The following is a 25,342-nucleotide window of genomic DNA, read 5'->3' on the forward strand; positions in this document are numbered from 1 at the left end:
AAATGACGTTTCGACTGATCCCGACAGGTTTGTCCCGCGGGCGTTTTCATTCCGGATCGGCCCTGGGGCCGGACCTCCGCCCCGGGGGCGAAAGCCAACCGCTCATTCGGCGGCAATCGGCAGCGGCTGCGGCTGCTTCTTCTTCCACGGAGCGTCGTAGAGGCCCCAGACCGGATTGTTGATCGCGAGATCCATGTCGCGCGCGAAGATCGCAAAGCCGTCATAGCCGTGATACGGGCCGGAATAGTCCCAGCTGTGCATCTGGCGGAACGGAATGCCCATCTTCTGGACCGGATACTTTTCCTTGATGCCGGAGCCGACGAGATCGGGCCGGATCCCCTCGATGAACTTCTCCAGTTCATAGCCGGTCACGTCGTCGTAGATCAGCGTGCCGTTCTTCACGTAGTGGCTGGTGCGCTGGTAATCGTCGTTGTGGCCGAACTCGTAGCCTGTACCGACGATCTCCATGCCGAGGTCTTCATAGGCGGTGATGACGTGGCGGGGGCGAAGGCCGCCGACATAGAGCATCACGGTCTTGCCCTCGAGCCGAGGCCGGTACTTGGCGATCACTGCATCGACGAGCGGCTGATATTTCGCGATCACCGCCTCGGCTTTTTCCTCGATCTCGGGGCCGAAATGCTTGGCAATCTTGCGAAGCGATGCGGCGATCTGGGACGGGCCGAAGAAGTTGTACTCCATCCAGGCGATGCCGTACTTCTCCTCCATGTGACGGCAGATGTAGTTCATCGACCGGTAGCAGTGGATAAGGTTGAGCTTGGCTTTGGGGGCACGCTCGATCTCGGCGAGCGTCGCATCGCCCGACCAGTTGCCGACGACGCGCAGGCCCATTTCTTCGAGAAGGATGCGCGATGCCCAGGCGTCGCCGCCGATATTGTAGTCGCCGATGACGTTGACGTCGTAGGGACCGGTTTCGAAGGCCTCGTGCTTGTCTTCGCCGGAGAACACCCAGTCGCGGATCGCGTCATTGGCGATGTGGTGGCCGAGCGACTGCGACACGCCGCGGAAACCCTCGCAACGGACGGGCACGATCGTCTTGTCATGCTCCTTCTTCTTCTTGCGCGAGACGGCTTCGATGTCGTCGCCGATGAGGCCGATCGGACACTCGGACTGGATCGTCACGCCGTTGTTCAGCGGAAAGAGCGCCTGGATTTCGTCGATGACCTTTTCGAGCTTCTTGTCGCCGCCGAAGACGATGTCCTTCTCCTGGAAATCGGAGGTGAACTGCATGGTGACGAAGGTGTCGATGCCGGTCGTGCCGATGTAGTAGTTGCGGCGCTGGGACCAGGAATACTGGCCGCAACCCACCGGACCGTGGCTGATGTGGACCATGTCCTTGACCGGTCCCCAGACCACGCCCTTGGACCCGGCATAGGCGCAGCCGCGGATGGTCATCACGCCCGGAATGGACTTGATGTTGGATTTCACGTCGCACTCGGAAAGAGCCTTGCCCTCTTCCGCGTCGACCTCGTCGCCCGCCTTGGCGACGTTCAGATGCTTCTTGCGGCGCTTGGCCGTCTTGTCCGGATAATGCGACAGGACTTCCTCGATGAGCTTTTCATGGAGTCCGCTGTCGTTTTCATAATCGAGGCTCATGGCTTGCGATCCCTCGCTGGTGGCGGCGTGCCGCCGTTTCGACTGGAGCGCCGGGTCAAGGCCGGCGCCCGGTTGAATCCGTCGCTCAATGAGCCGCGGCCGAGGCTTCCTTGGCCTGAAGCTCGGCGAGCATCTGTTCGTCGGTCTTCATGATGCCGAAGGCGAGCAGCATGTCTTCGAGCTCCTCCATCGTGATCGGGGTCGGGATGGTGCCCTTGCCCGAATTGTTATGGATCTTCTCGGCGAGCTGCCGGTATTCCTGGGCCTGCTGGGAGTTCGGCGCGTATTCGATGACCGTCTGCTTGCGCAGTTCCGCGTGCTGGACGATGTTGTCGCGAGGCACGAAGTGGATCAGCTTGGAGTTCAGACGCGCCGCGAGAGCCTCGGCAAGGTCGAGTTCGCGGTCGGTCTGGCGCTCGTTGCAGATCAGCCCGCCGAGGCGCACGCCGCCGGAATTGGCATATTTCAGGATGCCCTTGGCGATGTTGTTGGCGGCGTAGAGCGCCATCATCTCGCCGGACATGACGATGTAGATTTCCTGCGCCTTGTTCTCGCGGATCGGCATCGCGAAGCCGCCGCACACGACGTCGCCGAGGACGTCGTAGGACACATAGTCGACGTCGTCGTAGGCACCGTTTTCCTCGAGGAAGTTGATCGAGGTGATGACCCCGCGGCCGGCACAGCCGACGCCCGGTTCCGGGCCGCCGGACTCGACGCACTTGATGCCCTTGTAGCCGATCTTCAGAACATCCTCGAGTTCCAGGTCCTCGACGGAGCCTTCCTGGGCGGCAAGCGACAGAACGGTGTCCTGGGCCTTGGAGTTGAGGATGAGACGGGTGGAGTCGGCCTTCGGGTCGCAGCCGACGATAAGGATCTTCTGACCCAGATCGACAAGTGCCGCGAGCGTATTCTGGGAGGTGGTCGACTTTCCGATGCCGCCCTTCCCGTAAAATGCGATCTGACGCAAACCTGACATGTTCATTCCTTCCTTGGCTGAAGCGTCCGCGGCCTCTCCCGCGGGGCTGAATATCGGATGGGTCGGCTCGACCGCCGCCGCTTTCTCCGTTTCAAGACCCGTGCCAACTCGGAAGACTGATTGCAGTATCTAGATTTTTCTCTTTTGAATCATCTCGTTAGCCTTTCCGACCGGCGAGACTTGGCCACGACATCGCTCTGTCGCAGACGCGACAAACCCGACAGGGCTCGACGTTTTTGTAGGAAGCCGACAGCTCCTGTCGAATTGAAGACGTTGTCGCAAAGCCGACAAGACGGAATTTCCCCATGTGACTGTTATTCCAAGGTCTTTTTCTCTGGCATGGCTGATGCATGGCGTTTCGCGTCGTCCTGCAAAACGGAGAAACGTGCCATGATCACTCTGACCGAGAATGCCATTTCCGCCGTCAAGTCCGCCCTCTCGAAGGCTGCCGAGCCCGCCGAAGGGCTTCGCATCATGGTCGAAGCCGGCGGCTGTGCCGGCTTCAAATACATGATGGGATTGGAATCGACCGTCCGACACGGCGACGCGGTGATCGACGCCGATGGGGTCAAGGTCTTCGTCGACGACCGCTCCCAGCCACATGTCGCCGGCATGACCATCGATTTCGTCACCGGCCTCGAATCCTCCGGCTTCGTCTTCGACAATCCCAATGCCGCGGACAAATGCGCCTGCGGCAAGTCCTTCAGCTGAGCGAGGGACGGCGATGCCGGAACAAAGCCGCGCCACACGCATCACACTATTCGACGGCCTCGGCGGCCGCTCTTCCCCCGCCGCGCCACGCCCACTGCCGGCAATCGTGACGACAACGCCGGAACCCCAGCCCGCGGCGCACGGAGTTCCCGACGGTCCGGACCTCAGGGCGGCCCTGATCGCCCGTCGGCGCCCGCTGATCGAGGCCGCGCTGGAGACGATCCGCCCGAACCTCAGGCGTGACGGCGGCGATTGCCAGCTGGTCAAGATCGAGGGAGACGCGGTCTTCGTGCGGCTGACCGGCGCCTGTGTCGGGTGCCAGCTCGCCTCAGTGACCGTCGCCGGTGTCCGTCAAAGACTGGTCGAAGCGGTCGGAATGCCGCTGCGGGTCATTCCCGTCGAGTGAGGGTGATCGCAATGCGCACCGTCTATCTGGACCATAACGCCACGACGCGGATCGATCCGGCGGTTGTCGAGGCGATGCTGCCCTTTCTCAGCGAGAGTTTCGGCAACCCTTCGTCGCACCATGCCGTCGGCGAGGCGGCGGCAGGTGCCGTGCGCAAGGCGCGGCGCCAGGTCCAGACCCTTATCGGCGCCGCGCAAGACAGCGAGATCGTCTTCACATCCGGCGGCACGGAGAGCGACAATACCGCCCTTCTCAGCGCACTTGCGGCCCTTGCCCCGCGCAACGAAATCATCGTGTCTGCCGTCGAGCACCCGGCCGTCCTGACGCTCTGCGAACGGCTGGAGGCGGAGGGACGCGCCCGGGTGCACCGCATCCCCGTCGACCGCTGCGGCCGCATCGATGTCGCGGCCTACGAGCACGCTTTGTGCGAACGCACCGCCGTCGTCTCGTTCATGTGGGCGAACAACGAGACCGGCACGCTCTTCCCCGTCGAAACCCTCGCCGGGAAGGCGAAAGCCGCCGGCGCCCTCTTCCACTCCGACGCGGTGCAGGCGGCGGGGCGGGTACCGATCCGGGTGGAAGAAACCGCCATTTCCATGATGAGTCTTTCCGCTCACAAGATCGCCGGGCCGAAGGGTATCGGCGCTCTCTATGTTCGGCGTAAGACGCCGTTCTACCCCCTGATCCTCGGCGGCCGGCAGGAACGCAACCGCCGCGGTGGAACAGAGAACGTGCCGGCGATCGTCGGCTTCGGCGAAGCGGCCGAACGCGCCACATCGAGACTGGAAAGCGAAGCGGCGCGGATGAAGGCGCTGCGCGACCGGCTGGAACAGGGCCTGCTGGGCGCGGTCCCCGGTGCCCGCGTCAACGGCGATCCGATGGCGCGGCTCGCGAACACCTGCAACATCGCCTTCGAGGACGTCGACGGCGATGGTCTCCTGGCGCTGCTTGCGCGCGAAGGCATTGCCTGTTCTTCCGGCTCGGCCTGTTCCGCCGGCTCCATGCAGCCGAGCCATGTCCTGCAGGCAATGGCCATACCGGCGAGCCACCTCGGCGGCGCCGTCCGCTTTTCTCTCGGACGGGACAACGACGACCGCGATATCGACCACGTTCTCGCCGTGCTGCCGTCGCTGGTGATGCGGCTGAGGCAACCCGCCGGCGCGCGGAAGGTCGCATGGGCCGGATGATGAAAGAGACCATGATGGGATCACCCAACCACCCCGCCGTCTTTCTCAACGACACGACCCTGCGTGACGGCGAGCAGACGCCGGGCGTCGCCTTCTCCGTGGCCGAGAAGGCGGCGATTGCCGAAGCGATCGCCGCGGCCGGCGTTCCGGAAATCGAGGCAGGCACGCCGGCCATGGGCGAGGAAGAGATCGCGGCGATCCGCGCCATCGTGGCGCGCCGACTGCCGCTCCGGGTCATGGCCTGGTGCCGTATGACCGAAGAGGACCTCGAAGCCGCGCTGAGGGCCGGCGTCGAAGCGGTCAACCTCTCGCTGCCCGCCTCCGATCTCCAGCTTTCCGCCAAGCTCGGCATTGGTCGCAGCGAAGCCCTCGACCGGATCGGGCGCATGACGCGCCGTGCCGTGTCCCTCGGGCTTTTCGTCGCCATAGGGTGCGAGGACGCCTCGCGCGCCGACCCCGACCATCTGCGGAACGTCGTCGCTGTCGCCGCCGCGGCTGGAGCACAACGGCTGCGCCTTGCCGATACGGTCGGCATCCTCGACCCCTTCTCCACGATGGCGCTCGTCCAGCCACTGGCGGAGGCCGGCCTGATCGACCTCGAATTCCACGCCCACGACGACTTCGGCCTGGCGACCGCCAATACCTTGGCCGCCTTCCGCGCCGGGGCGAAACATCTTTCCGTCACCGTCTCCGGGCTTGGCGAGCGCGCCGGAAACGCCGCACTCGAAGAGGTTGCGGCAATCCTGGCGCTGAAAGAGGCCGTCGCGACCGGAATAGACCTCTTGGCGCTGAAGGACCTTGCCGAACTGGTCGCCCGCTGTTCGGGACGCCGACTGCCGCCCTCGCAGGCAATCACCGGAGGCGACGTCTTCACGCACGAGTCCGGTATCCACGTCGCGGGCCTCCTCAGCGACCGGCGTACCTATCAGGGCCTAGATCCGGAACCTTTCGGGCGTGGTCACGAGATCGCCATCGGTAAGCATTCCGGGGCAAAAGCGCTTGCCCATGTGCTGGCGGACCACGACCGCGGGTGCGAACCGGCGATCCTGGCGCGGCTGATGCCCGAAATTCGCCGCCGCGCGGTGATGACGAAAAAGCCGGTGCCCCCCGAAGTGCTGCTCGAACTCTACGACCGCGCGGCGACGCATCCGGACCGGGAGGACCTGCCATGTCGTTCGTGATGGGCACCGGGCGAGGGCCGGCCGGCGCCGGCAGAGCGACGATCGACGCCGACCGACCGGGTGAGAGGCCGCCGGCGCCAAAGTCGCTGCTGCGACTTGTTCTGGACGACATCGCCTGCGTGAAGGCCCGTGACCCGGCCGCGCGTTTCGCGCTCGAAATCCTGCTGACCTACCCGGGCGTACACGCCATCATCTGGCATCGTCTGTCCCACGTGTTGTGGCGGAAACGACTACGTTTTCCCGCGCGCCTGCTCTCCTGGCTGTCACGCCTCCTCACCAATATCGACATCCATCCGGGAGCCGCCATCGGTGAGCGCTTCTTCATCGACCACGGCGCGGGTGTCGTGATCGGCGAGACGGCGGAAATCGGTGACGACGTGACGCTCTACCACGGCGTGACCCTCGGCGGCACGTCCTGGACGCCCGGCAGACGACATCCGACGCTCGGGAACGGCGTCCTCGTCGGGGCCGGCGCCAAGGTCCTGGGCCCGATCACGATCGGTGCCGGTTGCCGCATCGGGGCCAATTCCGTGGTGATCGAGGATGTCGCGCCCGGGATGACGGTCATCGGCATACCCGGTCGGGTGGTGAAGCCGGCGCAGGAACGACGAAGGTCCGGCGACCGCCGCATCGACCTCGAACATCACCTGATGCCCGACCCCGTCGGCGAAGCCATCGCGGCACTCGTCGACCGCATCGATTTCCTCGAGGTTCGCCTCGCCCGGTTGCAGGTGCGGACGAACCTTTCCCCGCTGACCGATGTCTCGGTCACATCCATTACAAATGCACCGGAACGCGCAGGAGCCCCCCATGAGTGACTGTTCATCCAATTCCCGCCCGATCGACGTCGACAACATCCTCGAACGTCTGCGCGGCCTGTCCTCCGCCGAAGACTTCTTTCACACCCTCGGCATCCTCTACGATGGCCGGGTGCTGAACGTCGCGCGGCTGCACATCCTGAAACGCATGGGCCAGTATCTCGCGGAGGAGGATTTCGAAGGCCTCCCCGACCGGGTGATCGCGGCCCGCGCCCGTTCGACGCTGGAGCGCGCCTATTCAGACTTCGAGAGTGCCTCGCCGCTTTCGCAGCGCGTCTTCAAGGTACTGAAGGAGCACGATCCGGAGAAGCCCGCGGAAAAACGTGGCGCCTTCGTCTCCTTCGAGGCCGCTCTGAAGCCGTTTGCCGAACAATAGGCCTGGTGCCCTTCCCGAGGCGGCTCGTCCGCTCGACATCCGCCTGCGTCGGGCCCGAAACGACACGATGCGACACGACAGTGTCGAGAACCCGACAAAACGTTCGATCACGACGGATGATGAAGACGGGAATGAAGAGATATCAAAGGGTTATTCTTCAATCAGCGACATGGCACGGATTATGCTGCTGCATCTGCGTAACCTTTGAAGAAACCTGATGGAGGTGCGCGGCATGCATATCGTCGTCTGTATCAAGCAAGTGCCGGATTCGGCGCAGATCCGCGTCCATCCGGTGACCAACACCATCATGCGGCAAGGCGTCCCGACGATCATCAACCCCTTCGACCTGTTTTCCCTGGAGGAGGCGTTGCGGATGCGAGACGCCCATGGCGGCGAGGTCACCGTGCTGACCATGGGCCCGCCGATGGCCGCAGACGCGCTGCGGAAGGCCCTGACCTTCGGGGCGGATCGCGGCGTGCTGCTTACCGACCGCTTTTTCGCCGGCTCCGACACGCTGGCCACGTCCTTTGCGCTGTCCGCGGCGATCGAAAAGATCGGCAAGGTCTACGGCAAGCCGGACGTGATCTTTGCCGGAAAGCAGACGATCGACGGCGACACCGCGCAGGTGGGGCCGGGCATCGCCAAGCGTCTCGACCTCCTGCAGCTGACCTATGTCGCAAAGATCGCGTCCGTCGACCCCGAGACACGGGCGATCACCGTCGAACGGCGGGCGGAAGGCGGCACGCAGGTCCTGCAGACGAGACTGCCCTGTCTCGTCACCATGCTCGAGGGTTCGAACGAAATCCGCCGCGGGACGCTCGATGATGCGTTGCGGGCCGCCCGGGCCGAAATCGTCACCTGGAGTGCCACCGACGCAGGGATCGAAGACCTGACCAAATGCGGCCTGCGTGGATCGCCGACCGTGGTGAAACGGGTCTTTGCACCGACGGCCCGTCAGGAGAAGGCGACGACGATCGGAGAACCGGGGGACAGCGCGCGCGATCTCGCCGACAACCTGATCGCGGAAATCTTCGCCCGCAAACCCGCGCTCGAAGGGGCTCTCGCGGCCGCCGGCTGCGCCGCATAGGAAAGATGAGGACATCATGACCGAAGAGGCCAAGAAACCCGCAGCACCCGCCGCCGGACGCGCCGGCATGAAGAAGGAACTGCCCGAGCACTTCAAATCCTACAAGCATGTCTGGGTGGCGATCGAAATGGAACGCGGCCAGGTGCATCCGGTATCCTACGAGCTCCTCGGCTGCGGCCGCACGCTCGCCGACAAGCTCGGCGTGCAACTGGCCGGCGCGGTAATCGGTCCGCCGGGAGAAGCGACCTGGCATGCCGTGGCAGAGGCCTTCGCCTACGGTGCCGACATGGTCTATCTGGTCGAGGACCCGGTCCTCAAGGACTATCGCAACGAGCCCTATTCGAAGGCGCTGACGGACCTGGTCAACACCTATCAGCCGGAGATCCTCCTGCTCGGCGCGACCACGCTTGGCCGCGACCTGGCCGGCTCTGTCGCCACCACGCTCAAGACCGGACTGACGGCCGATTGCACCGAACTCGACGTCGATGACGACAAGTCGCTCGCGGCCACCCGCCCGACCTTCGGCGGCTCTCTGCTCTGCACCATCTACACGCTGAACTTCCGCCCCCAGATGGCGACCGTCCGCCCTCGTGTCATGCCGATGCCCGAGCGCCAGGACCGGCCCGTCGGCCGCGTCATCCAGCACAGGCTGCCGATGGTGGAGGAAGACATCGTGACCAAGGTGCTGAGCTTCATTCCCGACAGCCAGTCTGCCAAGGTCAACCTCGCCTATGCCGACATTGTCGTGGCCGGCGGGCTCGGGCTCGGTGCGGCCGAGAATTTTCAGCTGATCCGCAACCTCGCCTCGACGCTCGGCGCGGAATACGGCTGCTCGCGGCCGGTCGTGCAGAAGGGCTGGATGCCGTCCGAACGCCAGATCGGCCAGACCGGCAAGACGATCCGTCCGAAGCTCTATATTTCGGCCGGCATTTCCGGGGCGATCCAGCACCGGGTGGGCGTCGAGGGCGCCGACCTGATCGTCGCGATCAACACAGACCCCAATGCCCCGATCTTCGACTTCGCCCATGTCGGCATCGTCACCGACGCGGTACGCCTTCTTCCTGCCCTCACCGAGGCGTTCATCCGCCGCCTCTCGCCCCACAACCGCGACAAGCTCGCCAGCTGACGGAGATGCGACCATGATCGAGGAGAAATTCGATGCCATCGTCATCGGGGCCGGCATGTCCGGCAATGCCGCCGCCTATACGCTGGCAAGCCGCGGGCTGAAGGTGCTGCAGCTGGAGCGAGGCGAATATGCCGGTTCGAAGAATGTCCAGGGGGCGATCATGTATGCCTCGATGCTGGAGAAGATCATTCCGGACTTCCGGGAGGATGCGCCGCTCGAGCGGCACCTCGTCGAACAGCGGTTCTGGATGATGGACGACAGCTCGCACACCGGCATGCACTACCGCTCCAACGACTTCAACGAGGAGAAGCCGAACCGCTACACGATCATCCGCGCCCAGTTCGACAAGTGGTTTTCCTCCAAGGTCAAGGAAGCCGGCGCGACGGTGCTGTGCGAAACGACTGTGACCGAACTTGCCCGCGATACCAGCGGCAAGGTGATCGGCGTTCACACCGACCGCCGGGGTGGCGCGATCTTCGCCGACGTGGTGGTGCTCGCCGAAGGCGTGAACGGCCTGCTTGGAACCCGCGCCGGCCTGCGCGACATGCCGAAGCCGGAAACGGTGGCGCTGGCGGTCAAGGAAATGCACTTCCTGCCGGAGGAAGTGATCTGTCAGCGCTTCGGGCTGACCGGCAATGAAGGCTGCGTGATCGAAGCTGCCGGCACGTTTTCGCAGGGCATGACGGGGCTGGCCTTCCTCTACACCAACAGGGAATCGATCTCGCTCGGCGTCGGCTGCCTGGTCTCCGATTATGCCAAGACCATGGAAAGCCCCTATGCCTTGCTGGAGGAATTCAAGAACCATCCCTCTGTGAAACCCCTGCTGGCAGGCTCCGAAGTCAAGGAATATGCCGCGCATCTGATCCCGGAGGGTGGATACAAGGCGATCCCGCAGCTCTTCGGCGACGGTTGGGTCGTGGTCGGCGATGCCGCCCAGCTCAACAATGCGGTCCATCGCGAAGGCTCCAACCTCGCCATGACCTCCGGCCGGATCGCGGCGGAGGCGATCTTCCAGGTGAGGAGCAGACGCGATCCGATGACGGCGGAAAACCTGAGCCTCTACAAGAAGATGCTGGATGACTCGTTCGTGGTGAAGGACCTAAAGAAGCACAAGGACATGCCCGCCCTGCTGCACACCAATTCGCACAACTTCTTCATGACCTATCCGCAGCTGATGTCGACGGCGGCGCAGAATTTCCTGCGCGTCGACGGCACGCCGAAGATCGACAAGGAGAGGGCGACCGTCGCCCAGTTCGTCAAGAGCCGCAGCCGCTGGGGCATGGTCTCCGACGCCGTGAAACTTGCCTTTGCCTGGCGCTGACGGGCGCGAAGGCTGCTTGCGAGACGCAACAACCGACAACGAGGTATACCGACATGACCATCGCCATCAAGAACGTCCGGGTCGAGGACAAGCTGTTCCAGAACCGCTATCTGGTCGACGTCGGCCGGCCGCACATCACGGTTCGTCCGCATGAGACGCCAAGTCCGAGTCTCTTGGCCCTGACAAGGGTCTGCCCTGCCAAGTGCTACGAGCAGAACGACAAGGGCCAGGTGGAGATCACCGCCGACGGCTGCATGGAATGCGGCACCTGCCGGGTCCTCTGCGAGGCATCCGGCGAGATCGAATGGAACTATCCGCGCGGCGGCTACGGCGTACTCTTCAAGTTCGGCTGACGTCCACGCCCCGAAAACGGGCGAGCCGGCTCCGAACCGAATTGACAAAGGGCGACGTCGGCGTAAGCTGATTTGCCATATAACAAAAGACGGTTTGGGGAGGTTGCCCTTGGAACAATCCGGCCTGGGATAGTCCAAGAGGTCTTCAGATGAACCGCTATGTCGAACATGTCAGTCCGCCCGGCAGGGAATCCGGCCCGTCGGACGCTGCCATTCGATCGAGCCGCCGCGCCACCATTTCCCTGAGCGGCATCTACGAAATCTCCAAGGTGCTCGCCGAGCCCGCCCGACTGGAGATCACGCTCGCCAACGTCGTCAACATCCTCTCCTCCTTCCTGCAGATGCGGCATGGTGCCCTGATCGTTCTCGACGACGGCGGCCTGCCCGAGATTATCGCTACCGCCGGCTACTTTCACAAACCGGACGAGAGCCATTTCATGCCGATCCCGCAGGCGGTCATCGACCAGATCGTAGCGACGGCGACCCCGCTGGTCATTGCCGATACGAGCAAGTCCGAGCTCTTTGCCGAGGAGGGTGAGCCGGGAGTGTGTCTCATCGGCGTCCCGGTCAAGGCCAATCACACCGTTCTCGGAACGCTGTCGATCGATCGCTCAGGCAAGGACGGTACCGATTTCACCCTCGATGACGACATGCGTTTTCTCACCATGGTCGCCAATCTCGCCGGGCAGACGATCCGCCTTCACCGGATCCTCAGCGAGGACCGGCAACGGCTGATCGACGAGCAGCGTCGGATCGAGAAGGCCTTCGGCGACGGCGCAGAGACATGGCCGCGCCGTTCGAACGCCAAGAACAGCCACATCGTCGGCGAAAGCCCGTCTGTCAAGAACGTGCTCGACACCATCAACATCGTCGCCAGGACCAATTCCACCGTTCTCCTGCGCGGCGAGAGCGGCACCGGCAAGGAACTGTTTGCGCAAACCATCCATGATCTTTCGCCGCGGCACGACAAGCCCTTCGTCAAGCTCAACTGCGCGGCCCTTCCCGAAACCGTGCTCGAGTCGGAGCTTTTCGGACACGAGAAGGGTGCCTTCACCGGGGCGACCAACCAACGGGTCGGGCGGTTCGAGCTTGCCCATGGCGGCACGCTGCTGCTCGATGAGATCGGCGAGATTTCCGCCGCCTTCCAGGCGAAGCTGCTGCGCGTGCTGCAGGAAGGTGAGTTCGAACGCGTCGGCGGCAACAAGACGCTGAAGGTGGACGTGCGACTGATCTGCGCAACCAACCGCGACCTGGAAGATGCCGTCCGCAAGGGCGAGTTTCGGGCCGATCTCTATTACCGCATCAGCGTCGTGCCGGTGACCCTGCCGCCGCTCCGGGAAAGGCCGGGCGACATCCCGCGCCTTGCAGAGGAATTCCTCCGCCGCTTCAATCGTCAGAACAGCCGGCGCCTCAGCTTCAGCAAGATGTCGCTCGACCTCATCTCCCGGTGCTACTTCCCCGGCAATGTGCGGGAGCTGGAGAACTGCGTGCAGCGGACGGCGACGTTGACCCGGGCCGAGGTCATCGGACCGAACGACTTCGCGTGCAGCAGCGGCCAATGTCTTTCCGCCCTCCTCTGGAAGGGCAACGGCAAGGTTCCGCACAATGCGATCGACATGCTCGCGAGCGGGCACATCCTGCCGGCCGGCACGCCAATACCGACCGTTCCCCCGGTGAGACCCGCCGCCGCATACGATGGCGGCGACAGTGACCCGGACATCGTGAACCATGCGGCGAACGGCGGTCGGCTGACCGAACGCGAGCGTCTGATCGAGGCGATGGACCGTTCAGGCTGGGTGCAGGCGAAAGCGGCCCGCATTCTCGGCCTGACGCCGCGGCAGGTTGGTTACGCGCTGCGACGCCACGACATCCCGGTCAAGAAGTTCTGAGCGCCCCGCCGTCCGAAGGTTCGGGCGCGGGCTCGGCGCCGATGACGAGATTGATCGCATCCGACAAGGGCATGTCGATGAGGGTGATGCCGTTCGCAATGAGAAACCGGCGCTCGTTCCTCGTCAATTCGGCTCCGCTCATCACGGCATAGTGCGGCCCCTTCGACCGCTTGATGATCTGGCGCGCATAGGTGCGCAGCATCTGGTCGTCGAAGCGGCAGCCGAGAAAGACAAACCCGAGAGAACCGCGGCGGTCCCGGACAACTTCGGGGATCGGCGTCTGGATGTCGATCTCAGTCAGAACCTCGACATAGTCGGAATCCGCCACGAGGAAATTGCCCGCGGGACGTGCCGAACCGTGGGGTTCGTAAAGGATCGTGGCCGCTGTGGAAGCGGCGGGATCGTCGGTCGCATTGCCGTCAGCGCCGTAGATCCGCGTCCAGATGTCCCGAACCTCGCCGGCGCGGGTGATCCCCTGGATACTGGCGAAATCCGTCCGACCGCTCTCCACGAGTGCGGCCCGCATGGCGCCGTCATACCAGCTGTCGACGATGAGCGGCAGGGCGAGCCCCGCCAGCCAGCGGTGCAGCGCCGCCGGCTGCGGTTCGGCGGAAAAGATCTCGGCCATCCACGCCTTCAGCGTGTTCCTGTGCCTGCGCTGCTCGATATGCTGGGCGACCGACCACATGTTGGTGCGGATGCGCGAAGGTGCCGGTGCCCGCAAATGGAGCGCTGCCGCGACCTCTTCCGGCGCCGCCGGCACGCGCCGTTCTCCGGCTTGCAGCGCGACAAGGCCCGGTCCAAGAAAGGGTGCAAGCACGCCGCGCCTCAGGCCTTGCCCGACATCGAGAAGCGCCTTTTCCGCGGCCTCCTCCGACACAACGAACAGGAAGTCCTCGTGCAATATCGCGTTCATGGCATCGATCCTTTGTCTTCGCGGGTTCCGTTATTCGTCGTCTCCGAGCTTGCGCGCCTCGACGGTGATCGGCAGCCGGGTATCGGCCGGCATCGGCGGAAGATCGAGACGCCAGCCGTTCTTCAGCGTGACGACGCCGCCCCAGAGGTCCTCCGTCTCCGCCCGCACGATCGGCTCCTCGAGATCCTTCTTCGGCACATAGGCGGAAAAGCCGCGCTCGGACTTGCGGATCATGACCTTCATCTTTCGTCTCTCCCGATGCTGCCAGCTTCCAGAATTTCGGAACGGTCGAGGCTGGCAAGCTCCCGCGCCCGCATGCCGACCAGGGTACCCCTGTCCACCCACTCGACCGAGTAGATGTAGAACTGCTGCAGGAAGGTGCCGATGTCGCGGACGTAGCCGACATCCCCCTTGCGGACGAGGTTTTCGCCGATGTCCTTGCCGGGATAGGTGCCGTCGTTGCGCACATGCCGGGTGGCCCGCACCCGCTCTCCGGGCCGGAACACCGGCGCCCTTCGGATTTCGATCTCCTCTTCACGCCCAAGACCCATGGAGCCCTATCCTTTCCCGTCTTTCGTCCTCTCCCGTGCGAGTTCCCGCACGGCCTCGTCCTCGTCCTCGAGGAACGGAGGGAGCTCATTGACAGCGATCCGCTCGGCAACCGCATAGCGCACGCGAAAATCCGGGTCGGCGGCCAGAAGATGAAGCCGCGCCGGCTCCAGCCTTCGGGCGACCTCGATCCGCACCAGCGGCTCCGGATCGGCAACGAGCGCGGGCAGATGCATGAGCGGTACCCGGCGGGCCGCCTCACGGCGGATGTCGGGCTCGGGATCGTCGACAAGACCGACGAGCAGGGCCTCGTTTGCCGAACGGGCTGCGCTCAGTCTCACCTGGTAGTCGGGATCGCCGAGCAGCGGCACCAGCTCTTCTCCCGCGAGCCGGCGGGCGAGCGCGATCCGCACCCGGCGATCCGGGTCCGACCGCAAGGCGAGCACGCGGGTCGCCGGCAGCCTGATCGCGGCCATGGCACGCACGTCGGGCTCGACATCGGAGAGAAGGGGCAGCAGCCTGAACGGCGACGCATAGCGGGCGGCAATGCTGCGCACCTCGAAGAACGGATGATCGAGGTAGCTGTCTGCGAGGCCCGGATTGATCGAGAAGAAGCGGTCGATCCGGCGCGCGCGCAAATCCCTGACACAGGCGCGACCGAGATCGCAAAGACCGGAGACACGGTTTTCCTCGTGCGGACAGTCGCGGCACGAAACCGGGTTACCGAGCCAGTCGATCGCCGGCGGCGCGTCGTCATCCTCCATCGGCTGAAGCCCACTCTTGTCCATACAGTCTCTCCGGGCTTGCCGGGCGGGACCCGACCGGAAACGGAAGCCCGGCCGTCTCCACGGGGAGTCAAGGTCCCTGGGCGACGGCCGTGTTTCCCACCTGACGGGCATCAGGCCGGAACGCAGGTCTTCGGCACCGGACAGATCGCGGCGCATTGCTGGGTCTCGAAATATCCCTCGCATTCGGTGCACTTGTTCGGGTCGATGACATAGGTCTCGCCCTTGAACTTGATTGCCCCGGTCGGGCACTCGAACTCACAGGCGGAACACTGGGTGCACTGCGATGCGATAATCTTGAAGGCCATTTTCGACTCTCCTGTCGGCTGCTTCGGTCACGGATTTCAAAAGGTCAGGCACTCTCGGCGAGAAGCTCCAGGCCAAATTCGGCGGCGTAGAGCGCGGCGATCGCGGTCTCGATATAGTCATACCCGTAGGCATCGGTGGCGCGGATGCCGGCGGTGCTGAGGCTGTCCTTCGGGCAATCGCCGATCTTGGCGCAAAGCACGACGTCGATCCCCTCCAGCGCTTCGATGACGCCGTCGAGCGTCGCGTCCTCACCGAAGCCTCCCATGCAATACTGGTCGACCTTGCGGTGCCCGACGAAGACGATGCCTTTCGGCGACGCCTCGTAAACCTGGAACTCCCTGGCATGGCCGAAATGTTCGTTGACACGGCCGCCGCCCTTGGTTGCCACGGCGACCAGCAGGGCGCCGGTGGCCTCGGTCTCCGCGACCGTGCTGAGGGCCGCCTGCTTGGCGGCAACGTGATCGCCCCGCTCACGCGCCACCACCTCGCGGTAGGTCTCGCGCGTGGAAGGATCATAGGTAACTTCCTCGGGGATCTGGTCGAGGGTGAATTCCTGGCCGCGGTCTTCGCCGAGCAGGCCGACCGCGTCGGCCCGACACTGACGGCAGTGGCGCATGAGCTTCGCCCCGCCTTCGAGCTTGTCCTGCAGGGCTTTCAGCTCCATGGCCTTCGGTCCCCGCTGTCCGGTGAGCCCGAAATGCGTGCCGTGCGCCGGATCGGAAATGAGTGGCATGACATTGTGGAGGAAGGCGCCGCGTTCCTTGACCCATTTGTTCACCTCGATGAGGTGCTCGTCGTTGACCCCCGGGATCATGACCGAATTGATCTTGGTCAGGATGCCGCGGGCGGTCAGCATTTCCAGTCCGAGCATCTGCCTCTCGTGCAGGATCTGGGACGCCTCGAGGCCGGTGTAGCGGCGGTTCCTGTAGAAGATCCATGGATAGATCTTCGTTCCGATCTCGGGATCGACCATGTTGATGGTGATCGTCACGTGATCGACGTTCATCTCGGCGAGCTCGTCGACACGATCGGGCAGCGCCAGCCCGTTCGTCGAAATGCAGAGCTTGATGTCGGGGATATCCCGCGACACCTCCTCGAAAGTCGCCCGGGTCTTCCTCCAGTCGTAGCAGGCATCGCCCGGTCCGGCGATCCCCAGGACGGAAAGCTGCGGCACTTCGTTCGCGACGGCAATCACCTTGCGACGGGCCTGATCCGGCGTCAGCTTCTCCGAAACGACGCCCGGCCGGCTCTCGTTGGCACAGTCGTATTTGCGATTGCAGTAGTTGCACTGGATATTGCAGGCGGGCGCCACCGCCACATGCATGCGGGCAAAATAGTGGTGCGCTTCCTCCGAATAGCACGGATGGTCCTTGATCTTCTCCCATACGGCCGGATCCATGTCGTCGGGCTTCGCCGAGGAACCACAAGACGACGATGAGCAACCGCCGGAGGCGGCCTTGGCGAGCAGAGCCTCCATGGAGGAGGCGGAGGCGAGGCTTTCCAGGGAGATGATGGGTGCGGACATCGTTTGCTCCGTGCGCTCTGTTTTCGACGAGCAATACGACGCAAGTGCCGTGCCAGGATATTTCCCAATTGAATTTCAATAGCTTGAAAGATCACCCCCCTTTCCGCATCCGTCTGCTTGACGACGATCTTGTCGGATGGCCGACAAAACGTGGCGAACCGGACAACAAGCGGCGCCACCCGCACATGTCGGCGTTCCCGGTTGACTTGCATCAAAACGTCGCAGACAACCATCCGATATATTTTAGCAATTGCGAAAGCGAGGGACGTCAGGGAACACGATCTTCTACAGATGCAGCCGGGACACGAGAGCCGGCAAAGCTGACGCTCACGCATGTGCCAGAGGGAGGAATGGCAGATGGTACCGAAGACGGCATCCCGCGCAAAGGACGGGTATCGTCCTGAAAATTTCCATGAGCGTCCCCACCCCGATCCGTGCACTTCAGCGCGTGTTCGCCGGATTTCGCCATGGCGGCATGCCCTTCGTTTCATCGCGACGCTCGCGATCAGTTCCGCCGGCCTGACGACATCTCATGTCGCCGCTCAGGAAGCATTGCAGCCGGGGGAAGCTGTCGTCACACGCTTCTCCGGAACCGTCGATGACGCCGGCCGCCGGATCATCGACACGAACGGGGCCTCGGCCAGCATCCTCGACCTGCGACAACCAGGCGGCCCGCCGATCGGCGCACACTGGTTCAACGAGAGCCAGCGCGGGGTCGTCACTGCCGGCGACATCGGTCAGGTGTTCGGTGTGGCGTTCGACGATGCCACACCGCCAAACATCTACCTGACCGCGACGGCCGCCTTCGGCCTGCACCGCAATGCCGACAATTCCGGCTGGATGACAGGCATGTGGGGCGCAGGCGGCGGGCCCGGCACCGTCTGGAAACTCGATGCCGCGAATGGCTACCGACCGCAGGTCTTCGCCGAGATCACTCTTAGCGGGCGCGCGAACTCCGCAGCAGCGCTCGGCAACATCGCCTTCGATCCGCAAAACCGGCAGCTTTACGTTTCCGACCTCGAGACGGGCATGATCCACCGCCTCCGCCTCACCGACGGTGCCGATCTCGGCACCTTCGACCATGGCGTCGCAGGGCGTACCGGCTTTCTCGACGTAGCGACGGGTGAATTCCGCTCGCTGCCGGAGGTCTCCTTCGACCCCGCCACCTCGGCCCATATCTCCGACTGCTCGAGCGGCGACTTCTCCCGCACGCCCTCCTGCTGGAATCTCGCCGACTTCCGCCGCCGGATCTGGGGCCTCGGCGTCCGCATGGAGCCGGGGACAGGTTCCGCGCGGCTCTACTACGCAGTGTGGGGAAGCCAGGGCTTCGGTAACCCCGACTATGCCGCCGCCGAAGACGACGACCGACGCAATGCGATCTGGTCGGTCGGCATCGCCGCCGATGGCAGTTTCGACAGCGGCAGCGTGCGCCGCGAGTTCTTCCTGCCCGATTTCTTCCGCTCGCCGGAAGCCATCGCCCGGGCGGGCCGCAGCCACCCGGTTTCCGACATCGCCTTCCCGGCCGTTGGCGATCAGGCCGTGATGCTTGTTGCCGAACGCGGCGGCATGCGCAATCTCGGCCTCGCCGCCGACGATGCCTTCGCCTATCCGCATGAGTCGCGCGTCCTGCGCTACGAGCTGACTGAGGCAGGTTCCTGGCGCGGAGCCGGACGCTACGACGTCGGCTACTACGATCGCAGCGAGGACGGCCCGCCCTATATACGCGCGAACGCCGCTGGCGGCGTGTCCTTCGGGCCCGGCTACGGCTCGAATTGGCAGACAGACCAGGCCCAGCCCGACGGCTTCGTCTGGATGAGCGGAGACGGCCTTTGCTCGCCACGCGGGCTCTGCCTCGACGGCAGCGTCGGCGAACACACCGACTCCTCTCAGGTGACCGGCATCGAGGGCCGCTCTTCCCAGCCCTATGAGGCCTTCGAGCCGGTCACCGCCTTCCAGCCCTATCCGTCGCCGGGTCCCGCCTCTCCGCCGGAGGGCCCAGACGGTTCCTTCATGGTCGATGCAGACATCAACACCGACGCCGCCGGTAATGCCATTGCAGCGGACCTGCAGCGCAACGATGCGACAAGAGTGGGCGACGTCGCGGTCTTCCAGCCGCCGCCGGGCGCGGGCGAAGCCGTGAGCGAAGGGACCGCGCCGCCTGCCGTAACAACCGAAGAAGAGATCACTTCCGCGTGGCCGGAAGGTCTGCCGCCGGAAGGCTGGCTGCCCGCCCCGCCGCCCGAGGACGGCTGGTTCCCGCCGCCGCCCTGGCCGATCGAGACCGATCTGGCGATCCGCAAGACGGGACCCGCCGAATGCCAGGAAGGCGTCGAATGCACCTACACGGTGACGATCCGCAATCTCGGGACGATCGCCTACATCGGCCCGCTGGCGATCACGGACACCATGCCGGCGGGCGCAACGCTTGCCTCGACCTCGCCTGGCTGGAACTGCACGCCCGCTGGGGGGGCCTTCTCCTGCATCACCAATGCCTTCGCGCTGCTGGCGCCCGGCGCCACCGCGGCTATCGAGGTCAACCTGCTGCTGCCGGCCGACATCCCCGGCCCGACAGTGCACAACTGTGCCGCCATCGACTGGTTCGAGATGGGGACGGATGACGGACCGGGGGACGGCAATGACGAGGACTGCGTCGACACGCCGGTGACCGACGGCTTCGACCTTGGCATCACCAAGGATGGACCGGTCAATTGCGTCGAGAATGCCGACTGCGCCTTCATGGTCCAGGTCGTCAACCACGGTCCGGGTGAATTCGACGGCGTGCTCGCCGTCCGCGACCCGCTGCCGGCCGGGGCGACGTTCGTCGCCGCCGGCCTCGATCCGGGCACGGTCACCTGCGCTCCGAGCGGCAGCGATATTCTCTGCCAGACACCCGACATGACCCTTCCTGTCGGTGGAATCGTGCCCATCTTCGTCCAGATGAAGCTGCCGGACGGCATCGCAGGCGGCACGATCGAGAACTGCGCCGAGATCAACTGGGGCGCCATGACCGCGAATGACGGCGCCGCAGACGTCCACCCCGACCTTGCCTGTTTCACCGTGAACGTGCTCGACAGCGCGGGGTTCTTCGATCTTTCCCTCACCAAGCAGGGACCGGCCCACTGCAATACGGGCGGCAACTGCACCTATCACATCACCGTCGCCAACAGCGGGCCGGACGATTACACCGGCCAGGTGGTCGTCGAAGATACGACGGAGCCAGGCGTTACACTGGTTTCAGCGAATCCCGAGTGGACTTGCGTTGCCGGTCCCCCGATCAACTGCACCTTGAACGGCGGTCCGCACACGCTCCATCCGGGAGATACGCGAAGCCTCACGCTGACGGTCGCAATCCCGAACCCCGCACCCGCCGACCCGATGTTCAACTGCATCACCTTCGACTGGGCAGCACCGGGCATGCCTCCGAACGACAACCCGGCGACCGGCGCTCCGGAGAAAAGCGACGCGACATGCGTCCCGACACTGGCCGACGAAGGCTTCGATCTGGAAATCGCCAAGACCGGCCCGGCCGAGTGCTATGAGGGCGGCGCCTGTGACTTTGCGATCGGCGTCACCAACCACGGACCTGCGCCCTTTGCCGGGCTAATGACCTTCACCGACGAGATGCCCGCGGGATCAACGCTCGAGGGTGTCACCGGTGTCTTCACCTGCAACAGCGCGATGCCGGGCAGCTTGACCTGCGTGACAGGCGGCGTCCTGCCACCCGGTGCGACGCAGGAAACGGCTCTGCATGTTCGCCTGCCAGATCCCGTCGCCGGCGACGTTGTCGAGAACTGTGCCGCGATGAACTGGGACGCGCCACCGCCGGACTGGTACATCGGATCGATCTACACCGGCGACGACAACGCCGCCAATGACGGACCGGCCTGCGTCACCGTGCCGGTGCTTGCCGCCGATCTCGCGCCCTGGGGCGCGACGACCTGCGAGCTCGGAACGTCCTGCCCGATCGACGTCAGGATCGAGAACCGCGGCGGAAGGCTGTTCAAGGGTGCCGCCGGCCTGCGCGGCACGCTCGATCCCGGTGTCACGATCAGCAGCATCGAGAGCCGGACCTCCGGTCTCACTTGCCGGGTGACGGGGACCGGACGTTATGAATGCGACAGCAGGGAGATGGTCCTGAAGCCGGGTGCTGCGGCGGACATTCACCTCACGCTCGACATTCCGGCCGATTTCCCCCACCGCCGCATCGTCCACCGCAAGGAGATGCTGTGGCCCGACATGCAGGTGAAGGACGGCAAGCCGGAGAACGATCGCCACACCAGCACGATCACGATCCTGCAGCCGCAGGAGCCGACGACCCCACCCCCGACGCCGCCGACATCTCCACCGCCGGCAAATGTCGCGGCTGCGGATCTCGCAGTCACCAAGTCGGCTGGTCGCGATACCTGTGTCGCCGGCTCGCCATGCGACTTCCTGGTCACCGTCACCAATGCCAGCCGCACGACCTATGTCGGGCCGCTCAGGGTCAGCGACGTCTTCACGCCCGGAAGTGCGAGGCTCGCAAGTTTCGAGCCTTCGCCCTGGACGTGCCGGGAAAGCCGCGGGACATTCCTCTGCAGTTACCCGCGCACGACGCTGAGGCCGGGAGAGTCGCGCACGCTCGCCCTGACACTCGAGCCGGTCCGCACCGGTTCGGGATCAGCGCGCAATTGCGCCCGTCTCGAATGGAACGAGACGGCCCTCGTCATGGCAGTCCAGCAGGCGTTGAACCAGCTCGGGCTTGCCGCGGGGGACGTCGACGGGCAGGCCGGCAGCAGGACGCGCAAGGCGATTGCCGACTACCAGAGAAGCGCCGGATTGCCTGCGACGGGCCAGATCGACACGGCACTCGTTCGCCGGCTCTTCGCCTCCTGGGGCGAGGGAGACGCCAACGCGGCAAACGACAGCGCCTGCGCCACAGTCGTCGTTCGTGAGCCCGTCGTGCCGCCGCCGGTCTGCAAGGCAGGCCAGACGCCGGTGGACCCTGCCCGCGCCGACGCCCTGCGCGCCCAGGGCTGGAGGATCACGGCGGTCAGCCGCGGCGGACGGACGATCCTGTGCGGCGTCGCTCCTCCGCCGCTCACATGCCCCTCCGGCTACACGGCCTATCGCGACAAGGACCAGATCCCGCCGAACTTTGAGGTGGTGCGTCGGGAACGTGGCGGTCAGGTGCTCTTCTGCGCCCGCCCGCAACCGGTCGTTTGCCCGTCGGGCTATCAGGCCTTCCAGAGCCAGAACCGCATACCGAAGGGTTGGGAGGTGGTCGCGCGCCGTAGCGGCGGGCAAGTCCTCTACTGTGCCCGTCCGCCACAACTTGTCTGCCCGTCCGGTTATCAAGCCTTCCAGAACCAGAACCGGATACCGAAGGGCTGGGAGGTGGTCGCGCGCCGCAGCGGCGGGCAAGTTCTCTACTGCGCCCGCCCGCCGCAACTCGTCTGCCCGACCGGTTACAAGGCCTATCCGAGCCGCAGCCGGATACCCGAGGGCTTCGAAGTGGTCGTGCGCCGCAGTGGCGACCAGGTGCTCTATTGTGCCCGCCCGCCGGCGACGACCGAAAGCTGCCCGCGCGGGTGGAAGCAGATCGACCCGAACCGTGCAGCGTCCCTCTCCCGGCAAGGCTGGCAGATCAGGCAGGTCGGAAGCCTGACCTGCGGGCGGCCCGGCGACATCGTCGTGCCGCCGACCACCAAGCCCCCGGCCTGCACGGGTGGCCGGACCTGGAGCGCCAAGCAACAGGCCTGCGTCTGCCCCCGCAACACGCGCTGGGATGCCCGACGCGAGCGCTGTGTACCGCTCCTGCTGCCGGTGGAGCCGGTTCCGGGCCAGACGACTCCGAAACCCCGCGAGACGATCCCGCCGCTGCTGCGGATACTGCCACCGGTGCAATAGATGCCGGTCCGGGATGTCCCCGATTTTCCTTCGGGGCATCCCGCCGGTTCTGGATTCTGGAGCTTGCCATCCGCCGTTTGCTCGCTCGCAAACAGGGACGAAGGGTGCCACGCCGAACTTCGCCCAGTCCCGACGATGTCGCGTTTCCGCCCTCGCGCGGAGACGCCGAGACAAAATGGCAATCGGCAGGGTAATCTACGGTCCGACTTCGATCTCGTTCACGACTTCGTCGACGCCGAATGTGTACCAGGCGTCATTCTCCGCCATGCGCCGTTGGTCGTCGCTCGGCAAATAGCCGGTGAGGCGGACGGTCCGGTTGCGAACGCCGATCTTGACCTGCGCCGCATCGATGTAGGGGTCCTTTTCCAATGCAAGCCGGATCGCCTCAGCAATCCTGTCGGCGCTGTCCTCGTCGTCGTCCCCGGCAACAACTCCGTTTATGACGTCACGCGATCCCGGCACCCACCACGCGAGCAGGCCGATGTAGCGCTTGACGGTCAGGCCTGGAACGGCTCCGTTCAACGTGACAACCCCGTCGACGACCTCGTAGTCGACGTCGCCATGGGCATCCGGCGATCTCGAAATCGTCTCGCGGTGGCCCCCCCTGATCTCCTCGACATTCAGACTCGCAAGAGCCGGATCTTCCGCGTATTCGCGCCGCAGACGGGCGCGAATTTCCGCGTCTCCCATGGGCGATGCCGGCTTCACTCGGACGCGGTCGACGATGGCGACGACGTCGGGCATCGCTGCAGCAATCTCAAGCGCAAGCTTCTTCTGGGCGACACCATCCACTTCCGCTTCGAAGATCAGCGTTCCGTCGCCTTCCAGCGAAAGGCCATCGGCCTTGAACCGGCTCCCGAGGCGGCTTTCCGCCGACAGCCGCCCACGCAGCTCGTCGACGATCGCGCGTATCCTTTCCGGCTCGAGACCGAACATGAGACCCTCCATAACCTCGTCAAGATGCATGTCTGTCCGTCTGAACATCGCTCAGAAACCGTTCGAACTTCTGCCGGTCCTGATCGGTCTCCAGCTCGACCGTCACCTGGGCCGTTCCCCGATCAGGTTTCACGAAATCCTCTTCGAAACCCTGGAGAGTCATCTCCTCCGGCTCGTCGGATACCGTTCCTCCCTCGGGTAGGCCGCTCCCCAGGACGTCTTCAATCCTGATCCGCAGCAGCCAGTGTCCGCCGCTGTCCACCAATGGCTTCACTTCCAGAATCCCGACGGTGGAAAGGGCTTGGAGGTCGTCAGTCTCCGCGATCGCCTCGAGCTGACCGCCGGCATCGTCCGTGAAAAACACCTTGCTCGCATCTATCTCGAATCGGGACCTCCCGCCCGATGCAAGCTCCCGCTTCAGCCATTCGACGACATGCGCCGCGTCCAGGTCGAGTTCGTATTCCATCGCCATCGCTCCGAAGTGTCAGGTTTCGATCTGTGCAATCGGATCTCCGATATGTTTCATGTTCTCCTCGAAGCACCCCTGCTTCCATGACGCATATCAATAAACTCTACTTTAGTTCTCGCTCACCGTGAAGCTGCAGACGGTCAACAGTGCGGGTGATCCCGAGCGCCTTCTTCTCCGTCGTCCGGATTAAAGTCGGCGGTGGACGCCAGCGGCAACGTCGCCGCAACCTGTACGGCCGGCACCGGACCCACGGCACGCCGGATGACACTCGCCGGCAGCCATGTGACCTATGGCCTGTTCAAGGACGCAGCCCGATCGCAGCCCTGGGGCAGTTCCGCCCCCATTCACACCGCAGCAAGCAAGATCCCCGCCACATGATTTGCTGACCGGCCTGTAAGAAACGCCGACCTCTCGCGACAAACGACCTGTGAGAAGCAACGAGACCATCCCTGGGGAGAAATAGGCATGAGCAGACAGGTATTGCTGGCGAGGCCCCATCCCTTCATTGTCAGTGAAATGAAGCCGTGGCTGGAACAGGGCGGATATTCGGTCAAACGACCGGATCACGTCGATGATCTTGCCAGCCATGCGCGCGCCTGCGCCGGGGCAGTCATTTCGCTCGCCGTGTCATCGTCGATCGCCGCCAGTGCCGCCGACGTTGTCAAGATCGTCCGGCAGGCAAATCCGTCCCTGCCGATCCTGTTTGCAGCACTCCGCCCCTATTCGCAGATCAGGCCGGAGATTGAACGCCTGCTTCAGGGCCTCGGCATCGCGGGAGCCGTTCTCGGCGCGGATCAGGGGACTGGTTCGCCCTTCCTTGGCGGCGGCAAAACGTTCCTCTACGTATCGAAGGACGATCTTGCCGACGCCGCACGAAGCAGCGCGGCCCGGACCCTCCTTGTCAGGCACTTTGGCTGACACC

At 64.5% G+C, this 25,342-nt stretch carries 24 protein-coding genes; 14 read left to right on the top strand and 10 right to left on the bottom strand.

Annotation, left to right across the window (positions count from 1 at the left end; translation table 11 throughout):
• Positions 1-102: 102 nt before the first annotated feature.
• Entirely contained in the window at positions 103-1,614 is a 1,512-nt protein-coding gene (nifD, locus tag DFR48_RS12420; protein ID WP_114363467.1) for a nitrogenase molybdenum-iron protein alpha chain, read from the bottom strand.
• An 85-nt stretch (positions 1,615-1,699) separates the two neighbouring features.
• Positions 1,700-2,590, bottom strand: coding sequence for a nitrogenase iron protein (gene nifH, locus DFR48_RS12425; RefSeq protein WP_112691676.1), 891 nt, complete (start codon positions 2,588-2,590; stop codon positions 1,700-1,702).
• 390 nt (positions 2,591-2,980) lie between these two features.
• On the opposite strand from nifH, the gene DFR48_RS12430 reads away from it, so the two are divergent.
• The 11 genes from DFR48_RS12430 (at position 2,981) to nifA (ending at position 13,045) form a co-directional block, all read left to right on the top strand.
• Positions 2,981-3,301 (top strand): HesB/IscA family protein, encoded by a 321-nt coding sequence (locus DFR48_RS12430; protein WP_112691657.1) that lies wholly within the window; start codon positions 2,981-2,983, stop codon positions 3,299-3,301.
• A gap of 13 nt (positions 3,302-3,314) precedes the next feature.
• Positions 3,315-3,707 (top strand): NifU family protein, encoded by a 393-nt coding sequence (locus DFR48_RS12435; RefSeq protein ID WP_245415600.1) that lies wholly within the window; start codon positions 3,315-3,317, stop codon positions 3,705-3,707.
• A gap of 11 nt (positions 3,708-3,718) precedes the next feature.
• Positions 3,719-4,894, top strand: a complete 1,176-nt coding sequence (gene nifS / locus DFR48_RS12440; RefSeq protein WP_114363567.1) for a cysteine desulfurase NifS — start codon at positions 3,719-3,721, stop codon at positions 4,892-4,894.
• 14 nt (positions 4,895-4,908) lie between these two features.
• Positions 4,909-6,075, top strand: coding sequence for a homocitrate synthase (gene nifV, locus DFR48_RS12445; protein ID WP_245415601.1), 1,167 nt, complete (start codon positions 4,909-4,911; stop codon positions 6,073-6,075).
• Positions 6,075-6,893: a serine O-acetyltransferase gene (cysE, locus tag DFR48_RS12450; RefSeq protein ID WP_210205992.1), complete on the top strand. Its 819-nt coding sequence runs from the start codon at positions 6,075-6,077 to the stop codon at positions 6,891-6,893. Before nifV ends, cysE begins: the two co-directional genes overlap by 1 nt.
• On the top strand, positions 6,886-7,269 hold the full coding sequence (gene nifW, locus DFR48_RS12455) for a nitrogenase stabilizing/protective protein NifW (protein WP_114363471.1): 384 nt from the start codon (positions 6,886-6,888) through the stop codon (positions 7,267-7,269). Before cysE ends, nifW begins: the two co-directional genes overlap by 8 nt.
• Positions 7,270-7,501: 232 nt before the next feature.
• Entirely contained in the window at positions 7,502-8,356 is an 855-nt protein-coding gene (locus tag DFR48_RS12460; protein WP_114363568.1) for an electron transfer flavoprotein subunit beta/FixA family protein, read from the top strand.
• 16 nt (positions 8,357-8,372) lie between these two features.
• Positions 8,373-9,482: an electron transfer flavoprotein subunit alpha/FixB family protein gene (locus tag DFR48_RS12465; RefSeq protein ID WP_114363472.1), complete on the top strand. Its 1,110-nt coding sequence runs from the start codon at positions 8,373-8,375 to the stop codon at positions 9,480-9,482.
• Positions 9,483-9,495: 13 nt separating this feature from the next.
• Positions 9,496-10,803: an FAD-dependent oxidoreductase gene (locus tag DFR48_RS12470; protein ID WP_114363473.1), complete on the top strand. Its 1,308-nt coding sequence runs from the start codon at positions 9,496-9,498 to the stop codon at positions 10,801-10,803.
• A gap of 53 nt (positions 10,804-10,856) precedes the next feature.
• Positions 10,857-11,156, top strand: coding sequence for a ferredoxin family protein (locus tag DFR48_RS12475; RefSeq protein ID WP_112691649.1), 300 nt, complete (start codon positions 10,857-10,859; stop codon positions 11,154-11,156).
• Positions 11,157-11,305: 149 nt separating this feature from the next.
• Positions 11,306-13,045 carry a nif-specific transcriptional activator NifA gene (gene nifA, locus DFR48_RS12480; RefSeq protein ID WP_114363474.1) on the top strand — a complete coding sequence of 580 codons (1,740 nt, stop codon included), beginning with the start codon at positions 11,306-11,308 and terminating at the stop codon, positions 13,043-13,045.
• Here the strand turns inward: nifA and DFR48_RS12485 are convergent.
• The 6 genes from DFR48_RS12485 to nifB all read right to left on the bottom strand — a co-directional run bounded on the left by DFR48_RS12485 (position 13,032) and on the right by nifB (position 17,129).
• Positions 13,032-13,961, bottom strand: a complete 930-nt coding sequence (locus DFR48_RS12485; RefSeq protein ID WP_114363475.1) for an SIR2 family NAD-dependent protein deacylase — start codon at positions 13,959-13,961, stop codon at positions 13,032-13,034. The genes nifA and DFR48_RS12485 overlap by 14 nt on opposite strands.
• A 30-nt stretch (positions 13,962-13,991) precedes the next feature.
• Positions 13,992-14,204: a putative nitrogen fixation protein NifT gene (nifT, locus tag DFR48_RS12490; protein ID WP_114363476.1), complete on the bottom strand. Its 213-nt coding sequence runs from the start codon at positions 14,202-14,204 to the stop codon at positions 13,992-13,994.
• Positions 14,201-14,512, bottom strand: coding sequence for a nitrogen fixation protein NifZ (locus DFR48_RS12495; RefSeq protein WP_114363477.1), 312 nt, complete (start codon positions 14,510-14,512; stop codon positions 14,201-14,203). Before DFR48_RS12495 ends, nifT begins: the two co-directional genes overlap by 4 nt.
• Before the next feature lie 6 nt (positions 14,513-14,518).
• Entirely contained in the window at positions 14,519-15,298 is a 780-nt protein-coding gene (locus DFR48_RS12500; RefSeq protein WP_245415602.1) for a 4Fe4S-binding leucine-rich repeat protein, read from the bottom strand.
• A 110-nt stretch (positions 15,299-15,408) separates the two neighbouring features.
• Entirely contained in the window at positions 15,409-15,603 is a 195-nt protein-coding gene (locus DFR48_RS12505) for a 4Fe-4S dicluster domain-containing protein (protein ID WP_112691644.1), read from the bottom strand.
• A 44-nt stretch (positions 15,604-15,647) separates the two neighbouring features.
• Positions 15,648-17,129, bottom strand: a complete 1,482-nt coding sequence (nifB, locus tag DFR48_RS12510; protein WP_114363478.1) for a nitrogenase cofactor biosynthesis protein NifB — start codon at positions 17,127-17,129, stop codon at positions 15,648-15,650.
• 357 nt (positions 17,130-17,486) lie between these two features.
• Here nifB and DFR48_RS12515 point away from each other — a divergent pair, with 357 nt between their 5' ends.
• Positions 17,487-23,015 carry a peptidoglycan-binding protein gene (locus DFR48_RS12515; protein ID WP_170141862.1) on the top strand — a complete coding sequence of 1,843 codons (5,529 nt, stop codon included), beginning with the start codon at positions 17,487-17,489 and terminating at the stop codon, positions 23,013-23,015.
• Between the two features lie 195 nt (positions 23,016-23,210).
• Here DFR48_RS12515 and DFR48_RS12520 read toward each other — a convergent pair whose 3' ends face one another.
• Positions 23,211-23,951, bottom strand: a complete 741-nt coding sequence (locus DFR48_RS12520) for a BON domain-containing protein (RefSeq protein WP_170141863.1) — start codon at positions 23,949-23,951, stop codon at positions 23,211-23,213.
• Between the two features lie 19 nt (positions 23,952-23,970).
• Positions 23,971-24,417, bottom strand: a complete 447-nt coding sequence (locus DFR48_RS12525; protein WP_147273536.1) for a hypothetical protein — start codon at positions 24,415-24,417, stop codon at positions 23,971-23,973.
• Positions 24,418-24,618: 201 nt separating this feature from the next.
• On the opposite strand from DFR48_RS12525, the gene DFR48_RS12530 reads away from it, so the two are divergent.
• Both DFR48_RS12530 and DFR48_RS12535 read left to right on the top strand, forming a co-directional pair.
• Positions 24,619-24,798 carry a spore coat protein U domain-containing protein gene (locus DFR48_RS12530; RefSeq protein WP_114363482.1) on the top strand — a complete coding sequence of 60 codons (180 nt, stop codon included), beginning with the start codon at positions 24,619-24,621 and terminating at the stop codon, positions 24,796-24,798.
• Positions 24,799-24,885: 87 nt separating this feature from the next.
• A complete protein-coding gene (locus DFR48_RS12535; RefSeq protein ID WP_114363483.1) occupies positions 24,886-25,338 on the top strand; it encodes a hypothetical protein in 453 nt (150 codons plus the stop codon).
• The last annotated feature ends 4 nt before the right edge of the window (positions 25,339-25,342 follow it).

Source organism: Ciceribacter lividus (assembly GCF_003337715.1).
Taxonomy (GTDB): Bacteria; Pseudomonadota; Alphaproteobacteria; order Rhizobiales; family Rhizobiaceae; genus Allorhizobium; species Allorhizobium lividum.

Bases quoted from the DNA above. Each gene is read 5' to 3' on its own strand.
- DFR48_RS12465 (WP_114363472.1), top strand. From the start codon at position 8,373: ATGACCGAAGAGGCCAAGAAACCCGCAGCACCCGCCGCCGGACGCGCC.
- nifS (WP_114363567.1), top strand. From the start codon at position 3,719: ATGCGCACCGTCTATCTGGACCATAACGCCACGACGCGGATCGATCCG.
- DFR48_RS12525 (WP_147273536.1), bottom strand. From the start codon at position 24,417: ATGGAATACGAACTCGACCTGGACGCGGCGCATGTCGTCGAATGGCTG.
- nifT (WP_114363476.1), bottom strand. From the start codon at position 14,204: ATGAAGGTCATGATCCGCAAGTCCGAGCGCGGCTTTTCCGCCTATGTG.
- DFR48_RS12470 (WP_114363473.1), top strand. From the start codon at position 9,496: ATGATCGAGGAGAAATTCGATGCCATCGTCATCGGGGCCGGCATGTCC.
- nifB (WP_114363478.1), bottom strand. From the start codon at position 17,129: ATGTCCGCACCCATCATCTCCCTGGAAAGCCTCGCCTCCGCCTCCTCC.
- nifA (WP_114363474.1), top strand. From the start codon at position 11,306: ATGAACCGCTATGTCGAACATGTCAGTCCGCCCGGCAGGGAATCCGGC.
- DFR48_RS12485 (WP_114363475.1), bottom strand. From the start codon at position 13,961: ATGAACGCGATATTGCACGAGGACTTCCTGTTCGTTGTGTCGGAGGAG.
- nifW (WP_114363471.1), top strand. From the start codon at position 6,886: ATGAGTGACTGTTCATCCAATTCCCGCCCGATCGACGTCGACAACATC.
- DFR48_RS12495 (WP_114363477.1), bottom strand. From the start codon at position 14,512: ATGGGTCTTGGGCGTGAAGAGGAGATCGAAATCCGAAGGGCGCCGGTG.
- DFR48_RS12500 (WP_245415602.1), bottom strand. From the start codon at position 15,298: ATGGACAAGAGTGGGCTTCAGCCGATGGAGGATGACGACGCGCCGCCG.
- DFR48_RS12515 (WP_170141862.1), top strand. From the start codon at position 17,487: ATGGTACCGAAGACGGCATCCCGCGCAAAGGACGGGTATCGTCCTGAA.
- nifV (WP_245415601.1), top strand. From the start codon at position 4,909: ATGGGATCACCCAACCACCCCGCCGTCTTTCTCAACGACACGACCCTG.
- nifD (WP_114363467.1), bottom strand. From the start codon at position 1,614: ATGAGCCTCGATTATGAAAACGACAGCGGACTCCATGAAAAGCTCATC.
- DFR48_RS12430 (WP_112691657.1), top strand. From the start codon at position 2,981: ATGATCACTCTGACCGAGAATGCCATTTCCGCCGTCAAGTCCGCCCTC.
- DFR48_RS12435 (WP_245415600.1), top strand. From the start codon at position 3,315: ATGCCGGAACAAAGCCGCGCCACACGCATCACACTATTCGACGGCCTC.
- DFR48_RS12520 (WP_170141863.1), bottom strand. From the start codon at position 23,951: ATGTTCGGTCTCGAGCCGGAAAGGATACGCGCGATCGTCGACGAGCTG.
- DFR48_RS12475 (WP_112691649.1), top strand. From the start codon at position 10,857: ATGACCATCGCCATCAAGAACGTCCGGGTCGAGGACAAGCTGTTCCAG.
- cysE (WP_210205992.1), top strand. From the start codon at position 6,075: ATGGGCACCGGGCGAGGGCCGGCCGGCGCCGGCAGAGCGACGATCGAC.
- DFR48_RS12535 (WP_114363483.1), top strand. From the start codon at position 24,886: ATGAGCAGACAGGTATTGCTGGCGAGGCCCCATCCCTTCATTGTCAGT.
- DFR48_RS12505 (WP_112691644.1), bottom strand. From the start codon at position 15,603: ATGGCCTTCAAGATTATCGCATCGCAGTGCACCCAGTGTTCCGCCTGT.
- DFR48_RS12460 (WP_114363568.1), top strand. From the start codon at position 7,502: ATGCATATCGTCGTCTGTATCAAGCAAGTGCCGGATTCGGCGCAGATC.
- nifH (WP_112691676.1), bottom strand. From the start codon at position 2,590: ATGTCAGGTTTGCGTCAGATCGCATTTTACGGGAAGGGCGGCATCGGA.